Origin of the sequence: Streptomyces sp. NPDC050418, from assembly GCF_044458745.1 — a bacterium.
Taxonomy (GTDB): domain Bacteria; phylum Actinomycetota; class Actinomycetes; order Streptomycetales; family Streptomycetaceae; genus Streptomyces.
Map to the genome: position 1 here is coordinate 242,402 of NZ_JBITIG010000005.1, position 15,996 is coordinate 258,397.

The 15,996-nt window shown below is 70.5% G+C and carries 13 protein-coding genes; 9 read left to right on the forward strand and 4 right to left on the reverse strand.

Features of this window, described 5'->3' with window-relative positions:
- Positions 1 to 8: 8 nt before the first annotated feature.
- The 4 genes from ACIBI4_RS13855 (at position 9) to ACIBI4_RS13870 (ending at position 4,817) form a co-directional block, all read left to right on the forward strand.
- Positions 9 to 608, forward strand: coding sequence for a TetR/AcrR family transcriptional regulator (locus ACIBI4_RS13855; protein ID WP_399204007.1), 600 nt, complete (start codon positions 9 to 11; stop codon positions 606 to 608).
- 196 nt (positions 609 to 804) lie between these two features.
- A complete protein-coding gene (locus tag ACIBI4_RS13860) occupies positions 805 to 1,740 on the forward strand; it encodes a TauD/TfdA dioxygenase family protein (protein WP_399204008.1) in 936 nt (311 codons plus the stop codon).
- Entirely contained in the window at positions 1,737 to 3,038 is a 1,302-nt protein-coding gene (locus ACIBI4_RS13865; RefSeq protein ID WP_399204009.1) for an MFS transporter, read from the forward strand. Before ACIBI4_RS13860 ends, ACIBI4_RS13865 begins: the two co-directional genes overlap by 4 nt.
- A 30-nt stretch (positions 3,039 to 3,068) precedes the next feature.
- Positions 3,069 to 4,817, forward strand: a complete 1,749-nt coding sequence (locus ACIBI4_RS13870; RefSeq protein WP_399204010.1) for an aldehyde dehydrogenase family protein — start codon at positions 3,069 to 3,071, stop codon at positions 4,815 to 4,817.
- Between the two features lie 28 nt (positions 4,818 to 4,845).
- On the opposite strand, the gene ACIBI4_RS13875 is transcribed toward ACIBI4_RS13870, so the two are convergent.
- The gene (locus ACIBI4_RS13875; protein ID WP_399204011.1) at positions 4,846 to 5,178 is read right to left on the reverse strand and encodes an SHOCT domain-containing protein; all 333 of its coding nucleotides are present in this window, start codon (positions 5,176 to 5,178) and stop codon (positions 4,846 to 4,848) included.
- A gap of 32 nt (positions 5,179 to 5,210) precedes the next feature.
- A complete protein-coding gene (locus tag ACIBI4_RS13880; protein WP_399204012.1) occupies positions 5,211 to 5,651 on the reverse strand; it encodes a DUF6325 family protein in 441 nt (146 codons plus the stop codon).
- A 79-nt stretch (positions 5,652 to 5,730) separates the two neighbouring features.
- Here ACIBI4_RS13880 and ACIBI4_RS13885 point away from each other — a divergent pair, with 79 nt between their 5' ends.
- Together ACIBI4_RS13885 and ACIBI4_RS13890 are read left to right on the forward strand one after the other, a co-directional pair.
- Complete coding sequence (locus tag ACIBI4_RS13885; RefSeq protein ID WP_399204013.1) at positions 5,731 to 6,039, forward strand: hypothetical protein; 309 nt, start codon at positions 5,731 to 5,733, stop codon at positions 6,037 to 6,039.
- The gene (locus ACIBI4_RS13890; protein ID WP_399204014.1) at positions 6,036 to 7,262 is read left to right on the forward strand and encodes a glycosyltransferase family 2 protein; all 1,227 of its coding nucleotides are present in this window, start codon (positions 6,036 to 6,038) and stop codon (positions 7,260 to 7,262) included. The genes ACIBI4_RS13885 and ACIBI4_RS13890 overlap by 4 nt, the downstream gene beginning before the upstream one ends.
- Positions 7,263 to 7,338: 76 nt before the next feature.
- On the opposite strand, the gene ACIBI4_RS13895 is transcribed toward ACIBI4_RS13890, so the two are convergent.
- Positions 7,339 to 11,016 carry a S8 family serine peptidase gene (locus ACIBI4_RS13895; RefSeq protein ID WP_399204015.1) on the reverse strand — a complete coding sequence of 1,226 codons (3,678 nt, stop codon included), beginning with the start codon at positions 11,014 to 11,016 and terminating at the stop codon, positions 7,339 to 7,341.
- Positions 11,017 to 11,166: 150 nt separating this feature from the next.
- Positions 11,167 to 12,264 carry an alpha/beta fold hydrolase gene (locus ACIBI4_RS13900; RefSeq protein WP_399204016.1) on the reverse strand — a complete coding sequence of 366 codons (1,098 nt, stop codon included), beginning with the start codon at positions 12,262 to 12,264 and terminating at the stop codon, positions 11,167 to 11,169.
- On the opposite strand from ACIBI4_RS13900, the gene ACIBI4_RS13905 reads away from it, so the two are divergent.
- The 3 genes from ACIBI4_RS13905 (at position 12,255) to ACIBI4_RS13915 (ending at position 15,993) form a co-directional block, all read left to right on the forward strand.
- Complete coding sequence (locus ACIBI4_RS13905) at positions 12,255 to 12,716, forward strand: hypothetical protein (RefSeq protein WP_399204017.1); 462 nt, start codon at positions 12,255 to 12,257, stop codon at positions 12,714 to 12,716. The genes ACIBI4_RS13900 and ACIBI4_RS13905 overlap by 10 nt on opposite strands.
- 743 nt (positions 12,717 to 13,459) lie before the next feature.
- On the forward strand, positions 13,460 to 13,888 hold the full coding sequence (locus tag ACIBI4_RS13910; protein ID WP_399204018.1) for a hypothetical protein: 429 nt from the start codon (positions 13,460 to 13,462) through the stop codon (positions 13,886 to 13,888).
- Between the two features lie 149 nt (positions 13,889 to 14,037).
- Positions 14,038 to 15,993: a hypothetical protein gene (locus tag ACIBI4_RS13915; protein WP_399204019.1), complete on the forward strand. Its 1,956-nt coding sequence runs from the start codon at positions 14,038 to 14,040 to the stop codon at positions 15,991 to 15,993.
- Positions 15,994 to 15,996: the final 3 nt, after the last annotated feature.

Consider the following 15,996-nt stretch of genomic DNA (forward strand, 5'->3'; position numbering starts at 1 on the left):
GTCGCCGCATGGCCGATGAGCAGGGGCAGCGCAGGCGGGGGCCGGGCCGGCCGCGGCAGGAGCACATGACGCGGGCGGTGCTCGACGCCGTGGTCGACCTCGTCGCGGAGTCCGGGATGGGCGCGCTGACGATGGACGCCGTCGCGGCGCGCGCCGGGGTGAGCAAGCCGGCCGTGTACCGGCGCTGGCCCACCAAGCAGGACCTCGTCATCGCCACCGCCGAATCCCGGATCGGGCCGCTGGCCGTGCCCGATCTCGGGGATTTCCGGGCCGAGTTGCGGGTGGTGCTCATGACCCGCATGGAGGCGTACCGGCAGCCGGGCATGGGGCGGCTGCTCGCCGGCGTGATCGGCGCGGCCGCGGAGGCGGACGCCGAACCGGCGGCGTACCGCGCCTACACCGAGCGCGTCACGAGCGAGACCCGGCATGTCCTCGACCGCGGGGTCGAGCGCGGCGACGTACGGAGCGACGCCGATCTGACGGCAACCACGACCCTGGTGGCCGCCTCGCTGCTCTTCCGGCTGGTCGGCGAGCAGCAGGCGCCGGACGAGGCGCTCGTCGAGTCCCTTGTGGAGCTGATCGGGCGGGCGGTCGCGGTCCGGCCGTGAGGCCCGGGGGCGTCGCCCTGCCGTGAGGCCCGAGGCCGCGGGCGCGCGCTTCCGCCTGCCCGAAAACCCCTGATCAGCACCGGCGCGCCCGGCGGAAATCCATCACCTCCAACCCCTTGCCCCGTCGCGCCCAAATATCGATACTGCCGGTTACGTAATCCGTTACGGCATCCACGTTCGCTGTCCGGGAGGACTCATGCACGACGTCGCGACGGCCCCAGTGGCCGACCCCAAGCCCGTACTGGACAAGCCCCTGATGCACTACGGGCGCCGCACCCTCGACCGGCTCGCGCCCGGCGCGGAGCAGCCCGCGTACCGCCTGTTCGACGTCAGCCCGCTGACCCCGCACTTCGGCGCCGTGCTCGGCGGGGTCGACCTGACCGGACCGGTCACCGACGAACTCGCCGCCGAGCTGCGCCAGGCACTGCTCGAATGGAAGGTGATCTTCTTCCGGGGTCAGAGCGGGTTCACCGCCGAGCACCAGGTCGCGCTCTCCGCGGTGTGGGGGCCTCCGGAGCCCAACCCGTTCTTCGCGCAGACCGGGACGCCCGGTATCTCGCGGCTCGCCAAGGACGCCAAGGCGGCCGGGAACAAGAACATCTGGCACAGCGACCACTCGTTCATGGCCAACCCGTCGCTCGGCGCCGTGCTGCGCGCCGTCGAGGTGCCCGCCGCGGGCGGCGACACGATGTGGGCGGACATGGCGGCCGCGTACGACAACCTGCCGCAGGAGCTCAAGGAGCGGATCGCGGACCTCGTCGCCGTCCACGACTGGGAAGCCAGCTGGGGCGCCCTGATGAACGACGAGCAGAAGGCCGCCTTCCGCGCGAACTGGCCGCGGGTCGAGCACCCCGTCGTCGTCCGCCACCCGCGCAGCGGCCGTAAGACGCTCTACGTGAACGAGCCCTTCACGCGCTTCATCAAGGGGCTCGACGAGGCCGAGAACCGCGAGCTGCTCGACATCCTCGTGCTGCAGGCCCGTATCCCCGAGTTCCAGATCCGCTTCCACTGGGAGCCGGACTCGATCGCGATCTGGGACAACATCGCCACCCAGCACTACGCGGTCAACGACTACTTCCCCGCACGCCGGGTGATGGAGCGCATCGCCATCGCCGGGGTCCCGCTCTCATGAGCACCACGGCACCCGCCGCCGCCCCTCCGGGGGCCGGAAAAGCGGCGCGGCACGATCGCCGCGCCTGGACCGTGACGCTGCTGCTCGTCGTCTTCATGATGGTCAACTTCGCGGACAAGTCCGTCCTCGGGCTCGCCGCGGACGAGATACGGGCCGATCTCGGCCTGAGCGCCACGCAGTTCGGGCTCGCCAACAGCGCGTTCTTCCTGCTGTTCTCGGTCGCGGCGGTGCTCGTCGGGCTCGCCGCGGACCGGGTCTCGCCGAAGCTGCTGCTCCTGGTGATGGCGCTGCTGTGGTCCGTGGCCCAGGTGCCGGCGGCGATCGGCGGCGGGCTCGCCGTCCTGGTCGCCTCGCGGGTCTTCCTCGGCGCGGCGGAGGGGCCCGCGTTCCCCGTGGCCCAGCAGGCCACCCTGGCCTGGTTCCCCGACCACCGGCGCAATCTGCCGGGCGCCCTGATCACCCTCGGTGTCACGCTCGGCGTGATCGTCTCCGCGCCCGGTCTGTCCTGGGTGATCCAGGAGCACGGCTGGCGCGCCGCGCTGTGGGTGCTCGTCGGGGTCGGTCTGGTGTGGGCGGCGGCGTGGGCCGTGTTCGGGGCGGACGGGCGGCATGGCGTACGGGACGGGGAACGGCCCACGCAGCAGACCCCGTCGGTCACGGCGCCGGACATCCCGTACCGCCGGATCTTCCGCACCCGTACGTGGATCGGTGCGACGCTCGCGTACTTCACCAGCTACTGGACCGTGGCCATGATGCTGACCTGGCTGCCGTCCTATCTGCGCAACGGCCTCGGCTACTCCGCCGACACCGCGGGGAGGATCGTCGCCGGGCCGTGGGTGGTCGGCGCCGTCGTGCTGCTCGCGCAGGCCGCCGTCACCGGGCGGCTGATGCGGCGCGGCGCCGGCAGCCGCAAGGCCCGCGGCTGGGTGGGCGGCTGGCTGCTGGCGCTGGGGGCCGTGTGCTGTCTCGCGGTACCGCTCGCCGACGGACCGACGGCGAAGACCGTGCTGATCACGCTCGGACTCGGCCTCGGCGGCGCGTACGCCACCGTCGCCGCGACCGCCGTCGCCGAGCTCGCGCCGCCCTCGCGGGGCGGTGGCGCGCTGGGCGCGATGAACGCGGTGGTGACAGCGTCCGGACTGGCCGCACCCGCCGTCGTCGGCGCCCTCGTCGACGCGCAGGGGGACGCCGGGTACCAGAACTCGGTCCTGCTTGCCGGCCTGCTGCTCGTCGCGGGCGCCGTCGCCTCCTTCCTGCTGATCGACCCGGCCCGTGACACCGCACGCCTCGCCGCCTGAAAACCTCTCGTACAGCTAGGAGTTGACTCCATGAGCACGCCGACGGAACTCGACACGGCACCGCTCGACCGCGCCGTCGGCGAGCTCGCGGACCGGGCCGTGGCCTGGACCGCCACACCGCTCGCCGAACGCATCGCCCTCCTGGAGCGGCTGCTGCCGCGGATCGCGGCCGGGGCGCCCTCGATGGTCGCCGACGCCGCGGCCGCCAAGGGGTACGCGGCCGACTCCCCGTGGGCCGCCGAGGACTGGGTGACGGCGCCCTGGGCGCTGGCCCAGACCGTCACCGCGTATCTGCACGTGCTGCGCCGGATCGAGTCGGGCCGGACTCCCGTACCCGCGGCGGCCGTTCGCCGCCGGGACGTGGGGGACGGCGCCCGTACCGTCGTCGATGTCTTCCCGGCCACCGTCGCCGACCGGCTGCTCCTCAACGGTTTCACCGCCGAGGTGTGGACCCGGTCCGGCACCACCCCCGAGCAGGTCCTCGCGCGGGCGGGCGGCGAGTACCTCGGCCGCCCGGGCAAGGCGGGCGTGGCGCTGGTGCTCGGCGCCGGGAACGTCCCCGCCATCACGCCCCTCGACATCCTGCACAAGCTGTACGCCGAGGGGCAGGTGGTGCTCGCCAAGATGAACCCGGTCAACGCCTATCTGCGGCCGCACTTCGAGGCGGTGTTCGGGGAGTACGTGGAGCGCGGCTGGGTGCGGTTCGTGGACGGGGGCGCGGCCGAAGGCGCGTATCTGACCACGCACGACGGCGTGGACGCCATCCATGTGACCGGCAGCGAGCGCACCCACGACGCGATCGTCTGGGGCACGGACGAGCACGCCGAGGAACGCAGGGCGGCCGACACCCCGGTCAACGACAAGCCGTTCAGCAGCGAACTGGGCGGGGTCAGCCCCTGCATCGTGACGCCCGGGCCGTGGTCCGACGCGGACCTCCGCTTCCAGGCCGAGCACATCGTCACCAGCAAGCTCAACAACTCCGGCCACAACTGCGTGGCCACCCAGCTGCTGCTCGTCCCGCGCGACTGGGACGGCACCGAGCGGCTGCTCGATGAGATCCGCCGGCTGCTGCGCACGCTGCCGCCGCGCGACGACTACTACCCGGGGGCGGCGGGGCGGATCGCGCTCACCACGGCCGGGGACACGGCGCATGAGCACGCCGAGGTCTACGGCGAGGACGGTGTCTGCCGCGTCCTCGTACCGGACGTCGCGGCCGACTCCGACGACCCGCTGCTCGGCATCGAGGTCTTCGCGTCCGCGCTCGGCGTGGTGCGGCTGCCCGGCGCGGACCCGGAGCAGTTCCTCGCCGCGGCCGTCGAGTTCGCCAACGAGCGGCTGCCCGGGACGCTCGGGGCGACCCTTCTCGTGCACCCGCGCACCGAACGCGACCACCGCGCGGCCGTCGACGAGGCGGTCGGCGCGCTGCGGTACGGCACGCTCGGGGTCAACTGCTGGTCGGCGTTCGGGTTCCTGCTCGGGTACACGCCGTGGGGCGCGCACCCCGGGCACACCCGGCAGGACATCGGCAGCGGGATCGGCTTCGTGCACAACGCGTTCCTGCTGGAGGACGTCGAGAAGACGGTCCTGCGCGCACCGTTCGCCCCGGCGCCGCGCGGCCTCCTGACCGGCTCGCCCTCGCTGTCCCCGCGGCCGCCGTACTTCGTGACGAACCGGACCGGGCGGACGACGATGCGCCGCCTCACCGCGTACACGGCGGACCGCGGGCCGTGGAAGGCGTGGCGGCTGGCCGGGATCTTCGCCTCGGCGTTGCGGGGGTGAGACCTCGGCGTTGTGGGAGTGAGAGGGCTCAGGACCCGAGGACCCTGGCCTTCTCCGTGGCGAACTCCTCGTCCGTCAGGAGGCCCTGGGCCTTGAGGTCCGCGAGCGCGGTGAGCTGGGCGACGCGGTCCACGGGGGCTCCGGCCGCCGCGGGCTGCGCCGGGGCCGCCGGTGCGGGCGCGGGCGGCGGCTGGTTCGCCCAGGCCTGCTGCATCTGCGCCTGCTCCTCGGCCTGGCGGCGCATATCGCGCTCGGCCATGCCGCGGTTGACGCGGTTGGAGACGGCGGAGGCGGTACCGGAGATCACCGCGGTACGGGCGATCGTGCCGAGGAGACCGGGCCGTCCGAAACGCTGAGGCATACGGATCCCTTTCCTACGTCAGGCGGGGGGCGTCAGGCGGCGTCGAGCGCCGTGACGGCCGCGGTGACCGTGTCCCGGTCGATCCGCTCGAACAGGCGCAGCTCGCCGTGCGAGTCGCGGATCGCGGTGCCCAGACGCGCGGCCCAGCTGTTCTCCCAGGCCACGACGAGCGCCGAGGACAGCTCGGGCAGTCCGTCCGCGATGGAGTGCAGATCCTCGTCGCTGAACAGGTCGAACGGGGTCTCGGCGACGTGGTGGAAGTCCTCCTCGACCTCCGCGTCCCCGAGCTCCACGATCTCGACGCTCCCGTCGGCGCCCTTGCGCACGAAACTCAGATCGAGCACGCGTACGGTCCCGCTCTGCTGCAACTCCCGCAGCGCGGGCGCGACTTCGCCGTTGAAACGGTTGCCCTCGAAGGTGATCACCGCGACGTCCACCGGGCCGATGGTGTCGACGTTCAGGCCACTGGGCACGGAGAACCGCCTTCCCTGAGGTGCATAACGGACTTAACGGATCATAAGGTGGCAGGACTCCCAGCCGCGAGGTGAGCCCATGGCCGTCTTCGAACCCACCCGGCCGGTCACGACTCGCCGCCTGGTCCTCGCGTTCCTGCTCGGCGCACTGGTCTGGCTCGCGGCCGGCGTCCTCGCCGTGGTGCTGCTCGGCCACAGCTACATCCTGCGCAGCCTGCTCCTGGCCGTCGCGGTCTCCTGGGCCGTCTTCGGCCTCGCGCTGCTCGGCGCGATCGCACTGCGCCGCCGCGAGGAGCGTGAGCCTCCCCCGCCTCCCCGTACGCCGCCCTCTCCGCCCTCGGGACGCCCGTCGCCCCCGTCACCCCCGTCGCCCGGGGGCGCCGTATGACCTTCCTCGGCGTCCTCCTCACGTTCCTCGCCTTCTACCCCGTGGTCACCGGCGCCGCCTGGATGGCCGGCGGGGTGATCTTCCGCGTCCTGCAGGACGACAGCGAGCCCGGGACACCGCCCGGCGGCTGGCCCGGCGTGACGGTCCTGGTGCCCGCGTACAACGAGGAGCAGGTCATCGCCCGCTGCGTCGAGGCGCTGCGCGCCGTCGCCTACCCGGGCGACCTGGAGATCCTGGTCCTCAACGACGGCTCGGCGGACGCCACCGTCGCCGTCGCGACGGCGGCCGCGGCCGGTGACCCGCGCGTCACGGTCCTCGACGACGGTGTGAACCTGGGCAAGGCCGACCGTCTCAACGACGGCATGCGCCGCGCCCGCCACGACCTCGTCCTGGTCACGGACGCGGACACGCATCTGCACCGCGACGCCGTACGCCATCTGGCAGCCCGGATCCTGCGCTCCCCGCGCTACGCGGCCGTCGCGGGCAGCCCGCGGGTGACGAACCGCGGCGGGGTGCTCGCCACGATGCAGATGCTGGAGGCGGCCTCGCTGATCGGCCTGATGCGCCGCACCCACGCCCTCGCGGGCCGCGTGGGCACGGTCGCCGGGGTCCTCGGCCTGTTCCGCCGCGACGCGGTGCTCACGGTCGGCGGCTACGACCCGAAGATGGCCACCGAGGACATCGAACTGACCTGGCGCCTCCTGGAGGCCGGCTATCTCACGGGCTTCGCCCCGCGCGCCCTGGTCGGCATGCAGGTCCCCCAGACCCTGTCCAGCATCTGGGCCCAGCGCACCCGCTGGGCCCGCGGCCAGGGCGAGGTCCTGCGCACCCACGCGCGGACCGTCGCCCGCCCCCGCCACTGGGCGCTCTGGCCGATCGCGGCCGAGGCGCTGCTCTCGTACGTCTGGGTCCTGACGATGCTGGTGGCGACGGTCTGGGGCGTCGTCCACTGGATCAGCCACCCCGGCGACGCGAAGTTCCGCTGGATGATCGCCTGGGGTGTCGGTATCGCGGTGATCGCCGTCCTGCAGATCGCCATCGCGGTCGTCGTCGAACGCCGCCTGGACCCCCGCCTCCCGTACGCCTGCCTTCTGCTCCCCCTCTACCCCTTGGCGTACTGGATCCTGAACGCCCTGGCCGCGGTCACCGCCCAGACGAAGGGCCTGCTGCGGGGACCGCGGAAGCGGCGGGTGGTGTGGGATCTGCCGCGGAGTGCGGACTGAGGCGCGCGGGACACGGAACGCGGGAAGGCCCGGATCCCCTCCGGGACCCGGGCCTTCGACGCCGCACCGTGCAGGGTTACTTCACGGCCACGGCCTGGATGATCTCCTGGCGGACCGCGCCGCCCTTGTCATCCTTCGCGCTCGCCCTCAGGGATACGGAGGTGGCGTCGCGCGGGATGTTCAGGCTGCCCGTCCACGAGGCGCCCGAGCCGCGGAGGGTGACGGACTTCCAGGTCTCGCCCTCGTCGTACGAGACCTCAAGAGTGCCGCCGCCGAGCTTTCCGGTGTCGATGGCGCCCTTCACGTACTCCGCGGAGAGACCGACCGGCAGCGACCTGCCCGCCTTGACCTTGCCCGCGAGGTCCGTGTCGAGGTCGTAGTTGAGGTTGATCAGCGGCAGGAAGCTGTACTTGTCGGTGGGCGTGGTGCCCGAGCGGAACTCCCACTCGCTGTGCGCGGTGGTGCCGATGCCCCAGACCTCCGGGTCCAGCTCGGTGTCGGTGGCCACCTTGAACGGCAGGACGGACCCGTCCGTGACACCGAACTGCGCGGAGCTGCCCACGCGGCGGCCGGCGCTCTCGCCGTCGGCCCAGGCCTCCGTGTACTGCTTCATGCCCGAGGTCTGCTTGTACGGGTCGCCGAAGCCGGTGTGGTCCGGACCGCCGTCGCCCCAGCCGGGGATGTTGAAGCGGAGCGAGTCACCGCGGCGCTCCTGACCCCAGCCGAGGCCGCTGCCGCCGTAGGGGTGCCAGACCGGCTTGAACCAGTTCAGCTCGGTGCGCTTGCCCGCGGCGTACGTGACGTGGCCGCTGCGCTGCTCCAGGTCCTCGCCCCGGTAGACCGTCTCGTGCCAGGACTGGCCGTCCTCGACGGAGACGTAGTCGGTGCGCTTGCCGGGAAGCTGCCGGTACTCGCGGAAGCCGCCGGCGACGCGGAACGCCGGGTCGATCGAGTAGCGGTACTCGGAGCCTTCCTGCTTCTGGTTGCCGTAGAAGGTGGTGTCGACCGTGGCGAGCTGCTTCCGGCCGGGCGCGAAGACCAGACTGCGGTCCGGGATGCCGCCCTTGTAGCCCTTCGACAGGTCGTACACGTAGTCCGACTCGGCGGCCTTCGTGCCGGTCATCTCGATGACGCCGCCGCGCTCGGACAGCGTGAGCAGGCGACGGTGGTCGGCCAGGTCCACGGACGCGATCTGCAGCGGCCGTGAGGTGCCGTCCTCGTTGTAGAAGAGGGTGTTGAGACGGCCGGGGCTGTTGTCCGCGACGAACAGGGCCTTGGCGCCCGCGTCCTGGGCGGCCTGCGCGATCTGCGCGGGCGTGAGCGTGCCGTCGACGCGGACGACGACTGCCTTGCCCTTGACGTCCTTGCCCTCGTAGTCGGCGGGCGCGCCCGCACCGGCGTTCACCAGCGGCAGCTTGTGGCGGCCATCGACCAGCGTGGAACCGGGCTGGTTCCACGTCTCCTCGACGCCCTTGACCGCGATCTGCGGCTGCGCCTCACGCCAGGTCGTACGGAACGCGTAGCTGCCGTCGGTGACCTTCTCGGTCGGCGCGGCGAGCAGCGTGTCGTACTTGATGGGCAGCAGGACCATGCCGAAGGCGTCGAGGCCGCCCGCGTTGCGGTCGTACTGGATGAGCGTCTGGTGCGGCTCGGTGTCCTTGGCGACGCGGGTCGAGACCTCGCGCAGCTTCGAGCCGTCGAGGGTGATCTCGCGGTCGCCGTCGAGCTTGATCTCCGGGTTCGAGAGGTAGCCGAGGCCGAGGGAGTCCTTGCCGTGCGTGCCCCGCACGTCGAGGAAGGAGTCCAGGTAGTACGAGCCCGGCCGCAGGCGCAGCTCGACGGTGCCGGATTCGCCGACGACCGCGGACGAGGACTGCTCGCCCTCGGCCATCCGCATGAAGGAGAGCTGGGCGCCCGTCGGGGCGCCGTCGCGGTCCTTCACATGGACGGTGAGCGTGTAGCGCTCCTCCTCCTTCACCATGCCGAACGCGGTGTGCGCGACAGGCTTGCCGTGCGAAGTAGCGACGATCTGGCCGGAGTTGGTGCCGACTGCGGCCTTCGCGCCGTCACCGGTGACGGTGGTGGAGGCGGTGCCGTGCGCCGGGACGGTGAGCTTCTCGTCGGCGAGCGTGGCGAGGGCGGCGCCCGAACCCTGCACCGCCAGGTCCAGCTCGACGGCGGTGTCGGAGGAGTTGGTGTACGTCACCGTCTTCGTGACCGGCTCGTTCTCCTCGTACGGCCAGGAGTACATGCCGAGATCGACACTGCCCGTGCCCGTGACCTGCGCGGAGATGGCGTCCGGGACGGAGATACGGCCCGAACCGATCGCGTACGCCGAGTCGTTCAGCTGCTTCGAGGACGACATCAGCGCGTCCTTGAGCTGCCGCCCCGACCAGTCCGGGTGCTGCTGCGCGAGCAGCGCCGCGAGGCCCGCGACGTGCGGGGTCGCCATCGACGTACCGCTCAGGGAGGTGTACGGGCCGGAGCCCTCCGCGAGGGAGGAGCGCGCGGCGAGGATGTTCACGCCCGGGGCGGAGACATCCGGCTTGAGCGCGTTGCTGCCGACGAGCGGGCCCTGGCTGGAGAACGCGGCGCGTTCGTCGTTCGCGTCGACCGCGCCCACGGTGAGCGCGGAATCGGCGGCGCCGGGCGAGCCGATCGTGCCGGGGCCGTACGCGTTGCCCGCGGCGATCACGAAGAGCGCGCCGGTCTCCTCGGACAGGCTGTCGACGGCCTGCGCCATCGGGTCGGAGCCGTCGGAGCCGACATCGGACCCGAGCGACATCGAGACGACCTTGGCCTTGACGTCCTTGGCGGCCCACTCCATGCCGGCGATGATCTCGGACTCGTCGCCGTAGCCCTCGTTCGAGAGGACCTTGCCGACGGCGAGATCGGCGTCGGGGGCGACACCCTTCTCCTTGCCGTCGGACGCGGCGCCCGAGCCGCCGACCGTCGAACTCACGTGGGTGCCGTGGCCGTTGCCGTCCGCGACCTCCTCGCCCGCGATGAACGACTTCGACGCGCTGACCCGGGAGCTGAGGTCCGGGTGCGTGGTGTCGTACCCCGTGTCGAGCACCGCGACCTTGACACCCTTGCCGGTCAGCCCGGCCTCCCACGCCTCGGGCGTCCCGATCTGCGCGTTGGACTGCTCCATCTCGGCCTTGACGCGGCCATCGAGCCACACCTTGCCGATCCCGTCCGCGAACCCGTCCTTGGTGGTCAGGCTCTCCCAGAACGCCCGGCCCTTGTCGGCCTCGAGCGCCGCGCCGTCGATCGCCGCCAGCTTCCGGGTCCGCTCGGCGCCCTTGGGCGCGGCGGCCGCGGTACGCGCCGCCTTCCCGCTGTACCGGACGATCAGCGGCGTCGCCTCGGCGTCCTTGTCGGCCAGGCCCTGCTCGATCAGACCGGTGACGTCGAACAGCCTCGGGTCCAGGGTGCCCTCGGCCAGATACGACCGGGCCTCCTCCGGTATGACACTGATCCGGCCGTCGACGACCTGGGTGCGCACCAGGCTGTCGACGCCCTTGGGACGCTTGACGTCGACGGACTGCTTGCCGCCGCCGATGTCGGTCACGGTCACTTTGTCGCCGGTCACGAGCGTCACGGTCTGGGCGGCACGGACGGCCTTGGTGGCCGGTGCGGTGACGACGTCCTGCCCGTCCGGCGCCGCGTTCGCACCGGCCGAGGGCAGCAGCGCGAACGCAAGGCCGGCCGACAGCAGGGCCGCACCGCGCCGCGCGGTACCTCTAGTCATCGTTTCTCCTCTGGCGGACGGAACCGGGCGTCGCGAGGGGGGATGCGGGGGTGGTACGGGGTGGACGCGACGCCCGGGCGATCACAGGATTCGCGGGCGGGCGGGGCCCGGGCAATCACCTGTCGCTGTCGGAAAGCCGCCCTGTCGCCTTTACGTCACGGAGGGGCCGGAGGGTTGATCGCGTACGGCACCTGCGGTTGCTTGCACGTAGCTCAGCGCCGGCGCCGCGGAAGGCCGCTCTCCTGGAGAAACCTCTCCAGCTGCGCGCGGAACCCCGGGGCGGCCGCCACGAAATGCCCCGCGCCGGGGAAGACCCCCCGCTCGCCCCGCGTCCCGGATCCGGTCCAGCCGAGGCCGCGCCTCCCCGGTCGGCCGCGTCCCGACAGCCCGCCGCACGGCACGCACGACGGCCTCGGGCAACGGCCCGTCCCCGACCTCCGCACCCGCGGCCCTCAAGAACGCCCGCAGATCACCGGAATCGGCACCCATCCCCTGCGCCAGCACAGCGTCCCCCTGCCGCTGCAGCCTCTCGACATCCGGATCCCCGGGCACGAGGTAATGGAGCGGCGGCTCGATGAGCGTGAGCGACCGCACGGCACCCGGAGCGGCCGCGGCGGCGATCAGGGTCCCCAGGACCCCGTACGAATGCGCGACGACGTGGGGCCGCCGGGAGAGCAGCGCCCCCACATCCCCGGCATCAACCTCAAAATCCTGCCGCCCCTGCGGGGGCGGACTCGGACTCGGCGCAAACCCCCGCCGATACATGGCCACGAGCGTCCACCGCGCGGCCAACCCCTCCAACCCACCCCAGGTCACCCGCGGCCCGGCACCCCCATGCACGAGCAGAACCTCGGGCCCCACCCCACGCCGCACCACGGCCACCCCACCCACGCGGCGAGCGTAACAACGCCACCCCGACCCCAGGAGACCATCCGCTAGGCTGTCCAGGTCCGCCCACTCGGCGGACGTGCCAGGCCTCCGTGGGATCTGTCGAGAATTACATCGCTCCAGGTCACGGCGCGTGAGCTGGAGCCTCTCCAAACGCCCCCACCGCGATTCCCAAACGGCTTTCGAGACCTTTTCGCAGGTCACGCCAGGTGTCGCAAGCTCTGGTCGGCAGCCGCTCGCCTGCCACAGGTGGGATACCTCAGACCTGTGGTGACCAGGCGCGTGCCACAGTGTCATCCACCCAGCCCTCCCAAGTTGCTGGTTGAATAGCATCCCTGGAAGCTCCAGGTATGACCACATCTCCCACCCCAACAGAGCGGCCCGAGCGTCGCGTCTGCCTCCTGGTGCTGGACGATCAGCACCGGCTCCTGCTGTGCGGCGGATGCTGCGGCAGCCGCACGGTTCCGCAGGTCCAGCTGCGCGAAGCAGAGAGCTTCGAAGCCGCAGCATCCAGGTTCCTTGCCGAACGCTTCCAAGTGCCCGATCCCCGGTTCGGCGCCGTGTACGGGATTCGACGGTCGAGGTCGGGCGACGACTGGGAATTCGATCGGGCCACGGAGGCTCGCGTCCTCTTTGCTCGCGTCAGCAACAGGCAGTCGGCGGCGATCGAGCTGAGTTCCGCGACGCACGTCAGATGGGGGCTCGAAGAACTGAAAGCGCGGCGGCGCGAGATCTCGCCTCAAGGCGTGGTCCTGCTCGTTACCGGATACGTCGAGGGATGGATTCCCGATGGCCCCATCTCCCTCTACTGACTACGCGGAAAGTTGCCTCCGCCTCTATGTCGCCGAACTGTCATCCACGTTCGGGCGCGCAGGTATCGAAATCCGAGTTGCCGTGCACCTCTCAAATCAGCAGACCGGATCACGCGAAGGCTGGAGGGTATTGGTTTCCGCACATAATGAGCGTCACGCGATCGATAGAGTTTGCGAGAGGCTGGATCAAGCAACCCCCTCCAGCATCACCCATAACTCATTTCATGACGCACGCGGATATGGGATCCACTTCCCGGCGCCACCTGCCGCCGTATTACGTATGCACGGACAGGCGGCCGCACTAGGGGAATCCCTGGATCGAATGCTTGATCAGGCGGTCAGGGAGGCGCTTTCCCGCAGCTGGTCCACCGAGATCGGACCTGCGGCAAGCAGATTTTTCGCCGTGTTGCGCGATGCCACGGCGGGCTAGCTCGCGAATCCTGATCTCTTGCAGTTGCGATCGATTCCCGCCTCATCGCGAGGAAACATCTCGCGGCAAGTATGGCCGAGTTCGGTACACGCTGCAATCGTCTTCCCTCCAGCCAGGACACAGCCCCTTGACCTACCCCGGCTTCCGGAACACCTCTCTCCGCGACTGAATGGCCGGAATACAGCGAGCCGGAAGCGGCGATTCCTCGATGGCGCAAGGGTTTTCGATTGCCGCGACCGGTCAAGCCCGCGCACCCTGAACCGGCGAATATGACACCGACTGTTCACCTTGGGGGTAGTTCATGGGTGATGGGATGGGGATCATGCAGCTGGCAACTGCCGGCGCTGCAGTTCTTGTTGCTGAAATGGCCAAGAGTGGCTGGAGTTCGTTCCGTGAGGGTGTGAAGAGGTTCTTCCGTCGGGGCGGGGAGGAGTCCGCTGAGCAGGAGTTGCGGTTGATCGACTCCGCTCAGACGCGGCTCACCGAGAGCCCCGAGGCCGAACGCAGCGCCGTGGTCGGCGCCCTCAAGCAGGAGCTGATGATCCAGCTGGCCGCGTTCCTGCAGAAGAACCCTGAGGCGGCAAAGGAGTTGCAGGCCCTTGTCGATGCCTCGGACCACTCTGGGACCCGCGGCGGCGCACAAGCGGACGTGCGTGGCAACACCAGCACTCAGGTGGTCATCGGAGGACGCGATGCCACGGCCGGGGACTTCTCCTACGGAGTGCCGGAGGGCGAGAAGTGAGCGAGGGAGGCTTCGCCGGCCCTGTGCCGCCACCCACGCCGCCGTCTCCGCCCGAAAACCTTGATCCTCTGGCTGGCTTGCTGGGTCTGCGCGTGACGGTGCGTGGCGTGGATCGGTCCCAGATTCTCATTGCGGGACGCGATGTGAACATGACCAGCAAGCAGCCTCTGCCCGTGGCCGCCATCCCTCAGGCCGAGCTCAGTGTGGTGCGTCGAGCATGGGTGAGCACCGGCTTCGGGGACGGCAATGTCCCGACCGCAAGTGACGCCGTCGGCCTGCTCACTTCCGACGGACCCGCGCTCGCAGTGATCGCAGGACCTGATGGTTACGGCAAGCGCACCGCCGGGATCCGTGCTCTGTGGGAGGTGTCGCTGACGGAGCGGGTAGCGGCAGGCAGCGAGCCCTTCATACTGTCGGAAATCAGGCCCGACTGGGACAAGGCCGAAACTCCTGACGTCTCCTTGCTCCCGGAGCGTCCTGGCACCGGATACCTACTGGACATCGCCACCGAGATCGGCGGATGGAACAGGCCCGATCGGGTCGCCGCGGCTGTTGTGACCCATGCGGAACATCTGCGGCTCATCGGCTCGTATCTCGTCGTCATAGCCGATGACCACGGATGGCCCGAGGAATTGTCCGGCACCCTTGCCCGCGTGGTGGTACGGGCGAAGAACCGCCCTTCCGCCTACCGCGTCGCCGCTGCACACCTTGAGTATCTGCACCACAAGCCGGAGCGCATCCGGTGGCTCAACCCCGCCTCCTCCGGGAGTGGTTCGGGCATGGTCGGGGGCGCCGCCCACCTCCTGACCGACACATCCGCTCCCGCCGACGCCGCCCGGCTGGCCGCCGCACTCGCCCGGACCGACGACTCGGAAGTAGGGCTCAAGAGGGCGCTGGCCGCCTTCCAAGAGTGGCGGACGCAGGTCACGGACGTCTTCAAGGCAACCGAGAAGAAGCCGGCCGACCGCGCCCTGCTTATTGCCACGCTCTTCCTCGGCGGTGAAGAGGCCCTCACCATCCAGAAGGCAGCCGGCACGTTGCTGGGCAAGGATCCGGAAGACGATGTGGAAGTCATCCTGACCGGGCCTGACCTGTCTGCCCGGCTACGTGGAGTGGGCGCCGAAGTCACTGGGCGTCACGCCACGCTGGACCACCAGCCCGGATATGCGCAGGCCGTGCTCAACCACCTGTGGCGCCAGCGCCCCGACATCCACCCGCACCTGCTCAAGTGGCTCGACGCCATCACCGCCTCCGGCCAGCCCGGCGTTCCGCGCTTGGGGGCGATCAGCGATCTGCTGGTCGAGCTGGCCATCGTCGAGAACGACATCAAGGTCATTGAGCAGGTCCGCACCTGGATCGACAGCGGCAACAGCAGCACCGAGCATCTACAGTTGATCGCCGGTGTGTTCGCTAAGGCCGCCGAGTCCGATGCCCTGGGACCGAAGGTACGCAGCCGTCTGCTCGACTGGGCTCAAGAGCAGTCGACATCGGTGACCACGGTCGTCGCCCTCGTCTGCCAGAGCGAGTTCGCGGACCATTACCCCCGGCAGAGCCTGGTGCGCCTCCGGCATGTCCTCGACCGCGCCGAAGAGGACACCGCTGTGCGGGCGGCTGAAGAAGCGCTGCAGAGCATTGCTGCCCGGACTGGTCAGTTGCCCCGGGTCTGGGCAACGGTCATCAAGTGGGCGACAGAGCACGGCCATCTAGCGGGCCACCGCGCGTTCCTCTCTCTTCTGGATCCTCAGCAGAACCCGTACGTGCTCCAGGTGATGATGGCTGCCGCCGAGGAGAAGCCTGATATCCGGCAGGCACTCATTCGAGGATGGAACGCGGCACTGGCCGACTCCCGCGTAGCAGCCCAATGCCGCGACCTGATGATCGCGTGGGCGCACGCCCGTGCAGATGGCCTGGTGCCCCCTGGACTCATCACCGACCTCCTGCGCCAGGTCGTCCTTGAGCACATGTATTCGAGCCCGGTCTCGGCATTTGTCTTTGGTGAGCCCGGCGTTCAATACGACGAGCCCGTCATCGCCCTGCGCAAAGACCTCCAGCTTCCGATCCTTGCCCCCACGCAGTCTGCGGGCGACGAAGCGCTGGAGTCCTGATCC

What these genes read in the sequence shown, in the direction of transcription:
- ACIBI4_RS13875 (WP_399204011.1), bottom strand. Translation starts at nt 5,178, where the DNA reads ATGCCTCAGCGTTTCGGACGGCCCGGTCTCCTCGGCACGATCGCCCGT.
- ACIBI4_RS13865 (WP_399204009.1), top strand. Translation starts at nt 1,737, where the DNA reads ATGAGCACCACGGCACCCGCCGCCGCCCCTCCGGGGGCCGGAAAAGCG.
- ACIBI4_RS13855 (WP_399204007.1), top strand. Translation starts at nt 9, where the DNA reads ATGGCCGATGAGCAGGGGCAGCGCAGGCGGGGGCCGGGCCGGCCGCGG.
- ACIBI4_RS13905 (WP_399204017.1), top strand. Translation starts at nt 12,255, where the DNA reads ATGACCACATCTCCCACCCCAACAGAGCGGCCCGAGCGTCGCGTCTGC.
- ACIBI4_RS13870 (WP_399204010.1), top strand. Translation starts at nt 3,069, where the DNA reads ATGAGCACGCCGACGGAACTCGACACGGCACCGCTCGACCGCGCCGTC.
- ACIBI4_RS13900 (WP_399204016.1), bottom strand. Translation starts at nt 12,264, where the DNA reads ATGTGGTCATACCTGGAGCTTCCAGGGATGCTATTCAACCAGCAACTT.
- ACIBI4_RS13885 (WP_399204013.1), top strand. Translation starts at nt 5,731, where the DNA reads ATGGCCGTCTTCGAACCCACCCGGCCGGTCACGACTCGCCGCCTGGTC.
- ACIBI4_RS13895 (WP_399204015.1), bottom strand. Translation starts at nt 11,016, where the DNA reads ATGACTAGAGGTACCGCGCGGCGCGGTGCGGCCCTGCTGTCGGCCGGC.
- ACIBI4_RS13915 (WP_399204019.1), top strand. Translation starts at nt 14,038, where the DNA reads ATGACCAGCAAGCAGCCTCTGCCCGTGGCCGCCATCCCTCAGGCCGAG.
- ACIBI4_RS13910 (WP_399204018.1), top strand. Translation starts at nt 13,460, where the DNA reads ATGGGGATCATGCAGCTGGCAACTGCCGGCGCTGCAGTTCTTGTTGCT.
- ACIBI4_RS13860 (WP_399204008.1), top strand. Translation starts at nt 805, where the DNA reads ATGCACGACGTCGCGACGGCCCCAGTGGCCGACCCCAAGCCCGTACTG.
- ACIBI4_RS13890 (WP_399204014.1), top strand. Translation starts at nt 6,036, where the DNA reads ATGACCTTCCTCGGCGTCCTCCTCACGTTCCTCGCCTTCTACCCCGTG.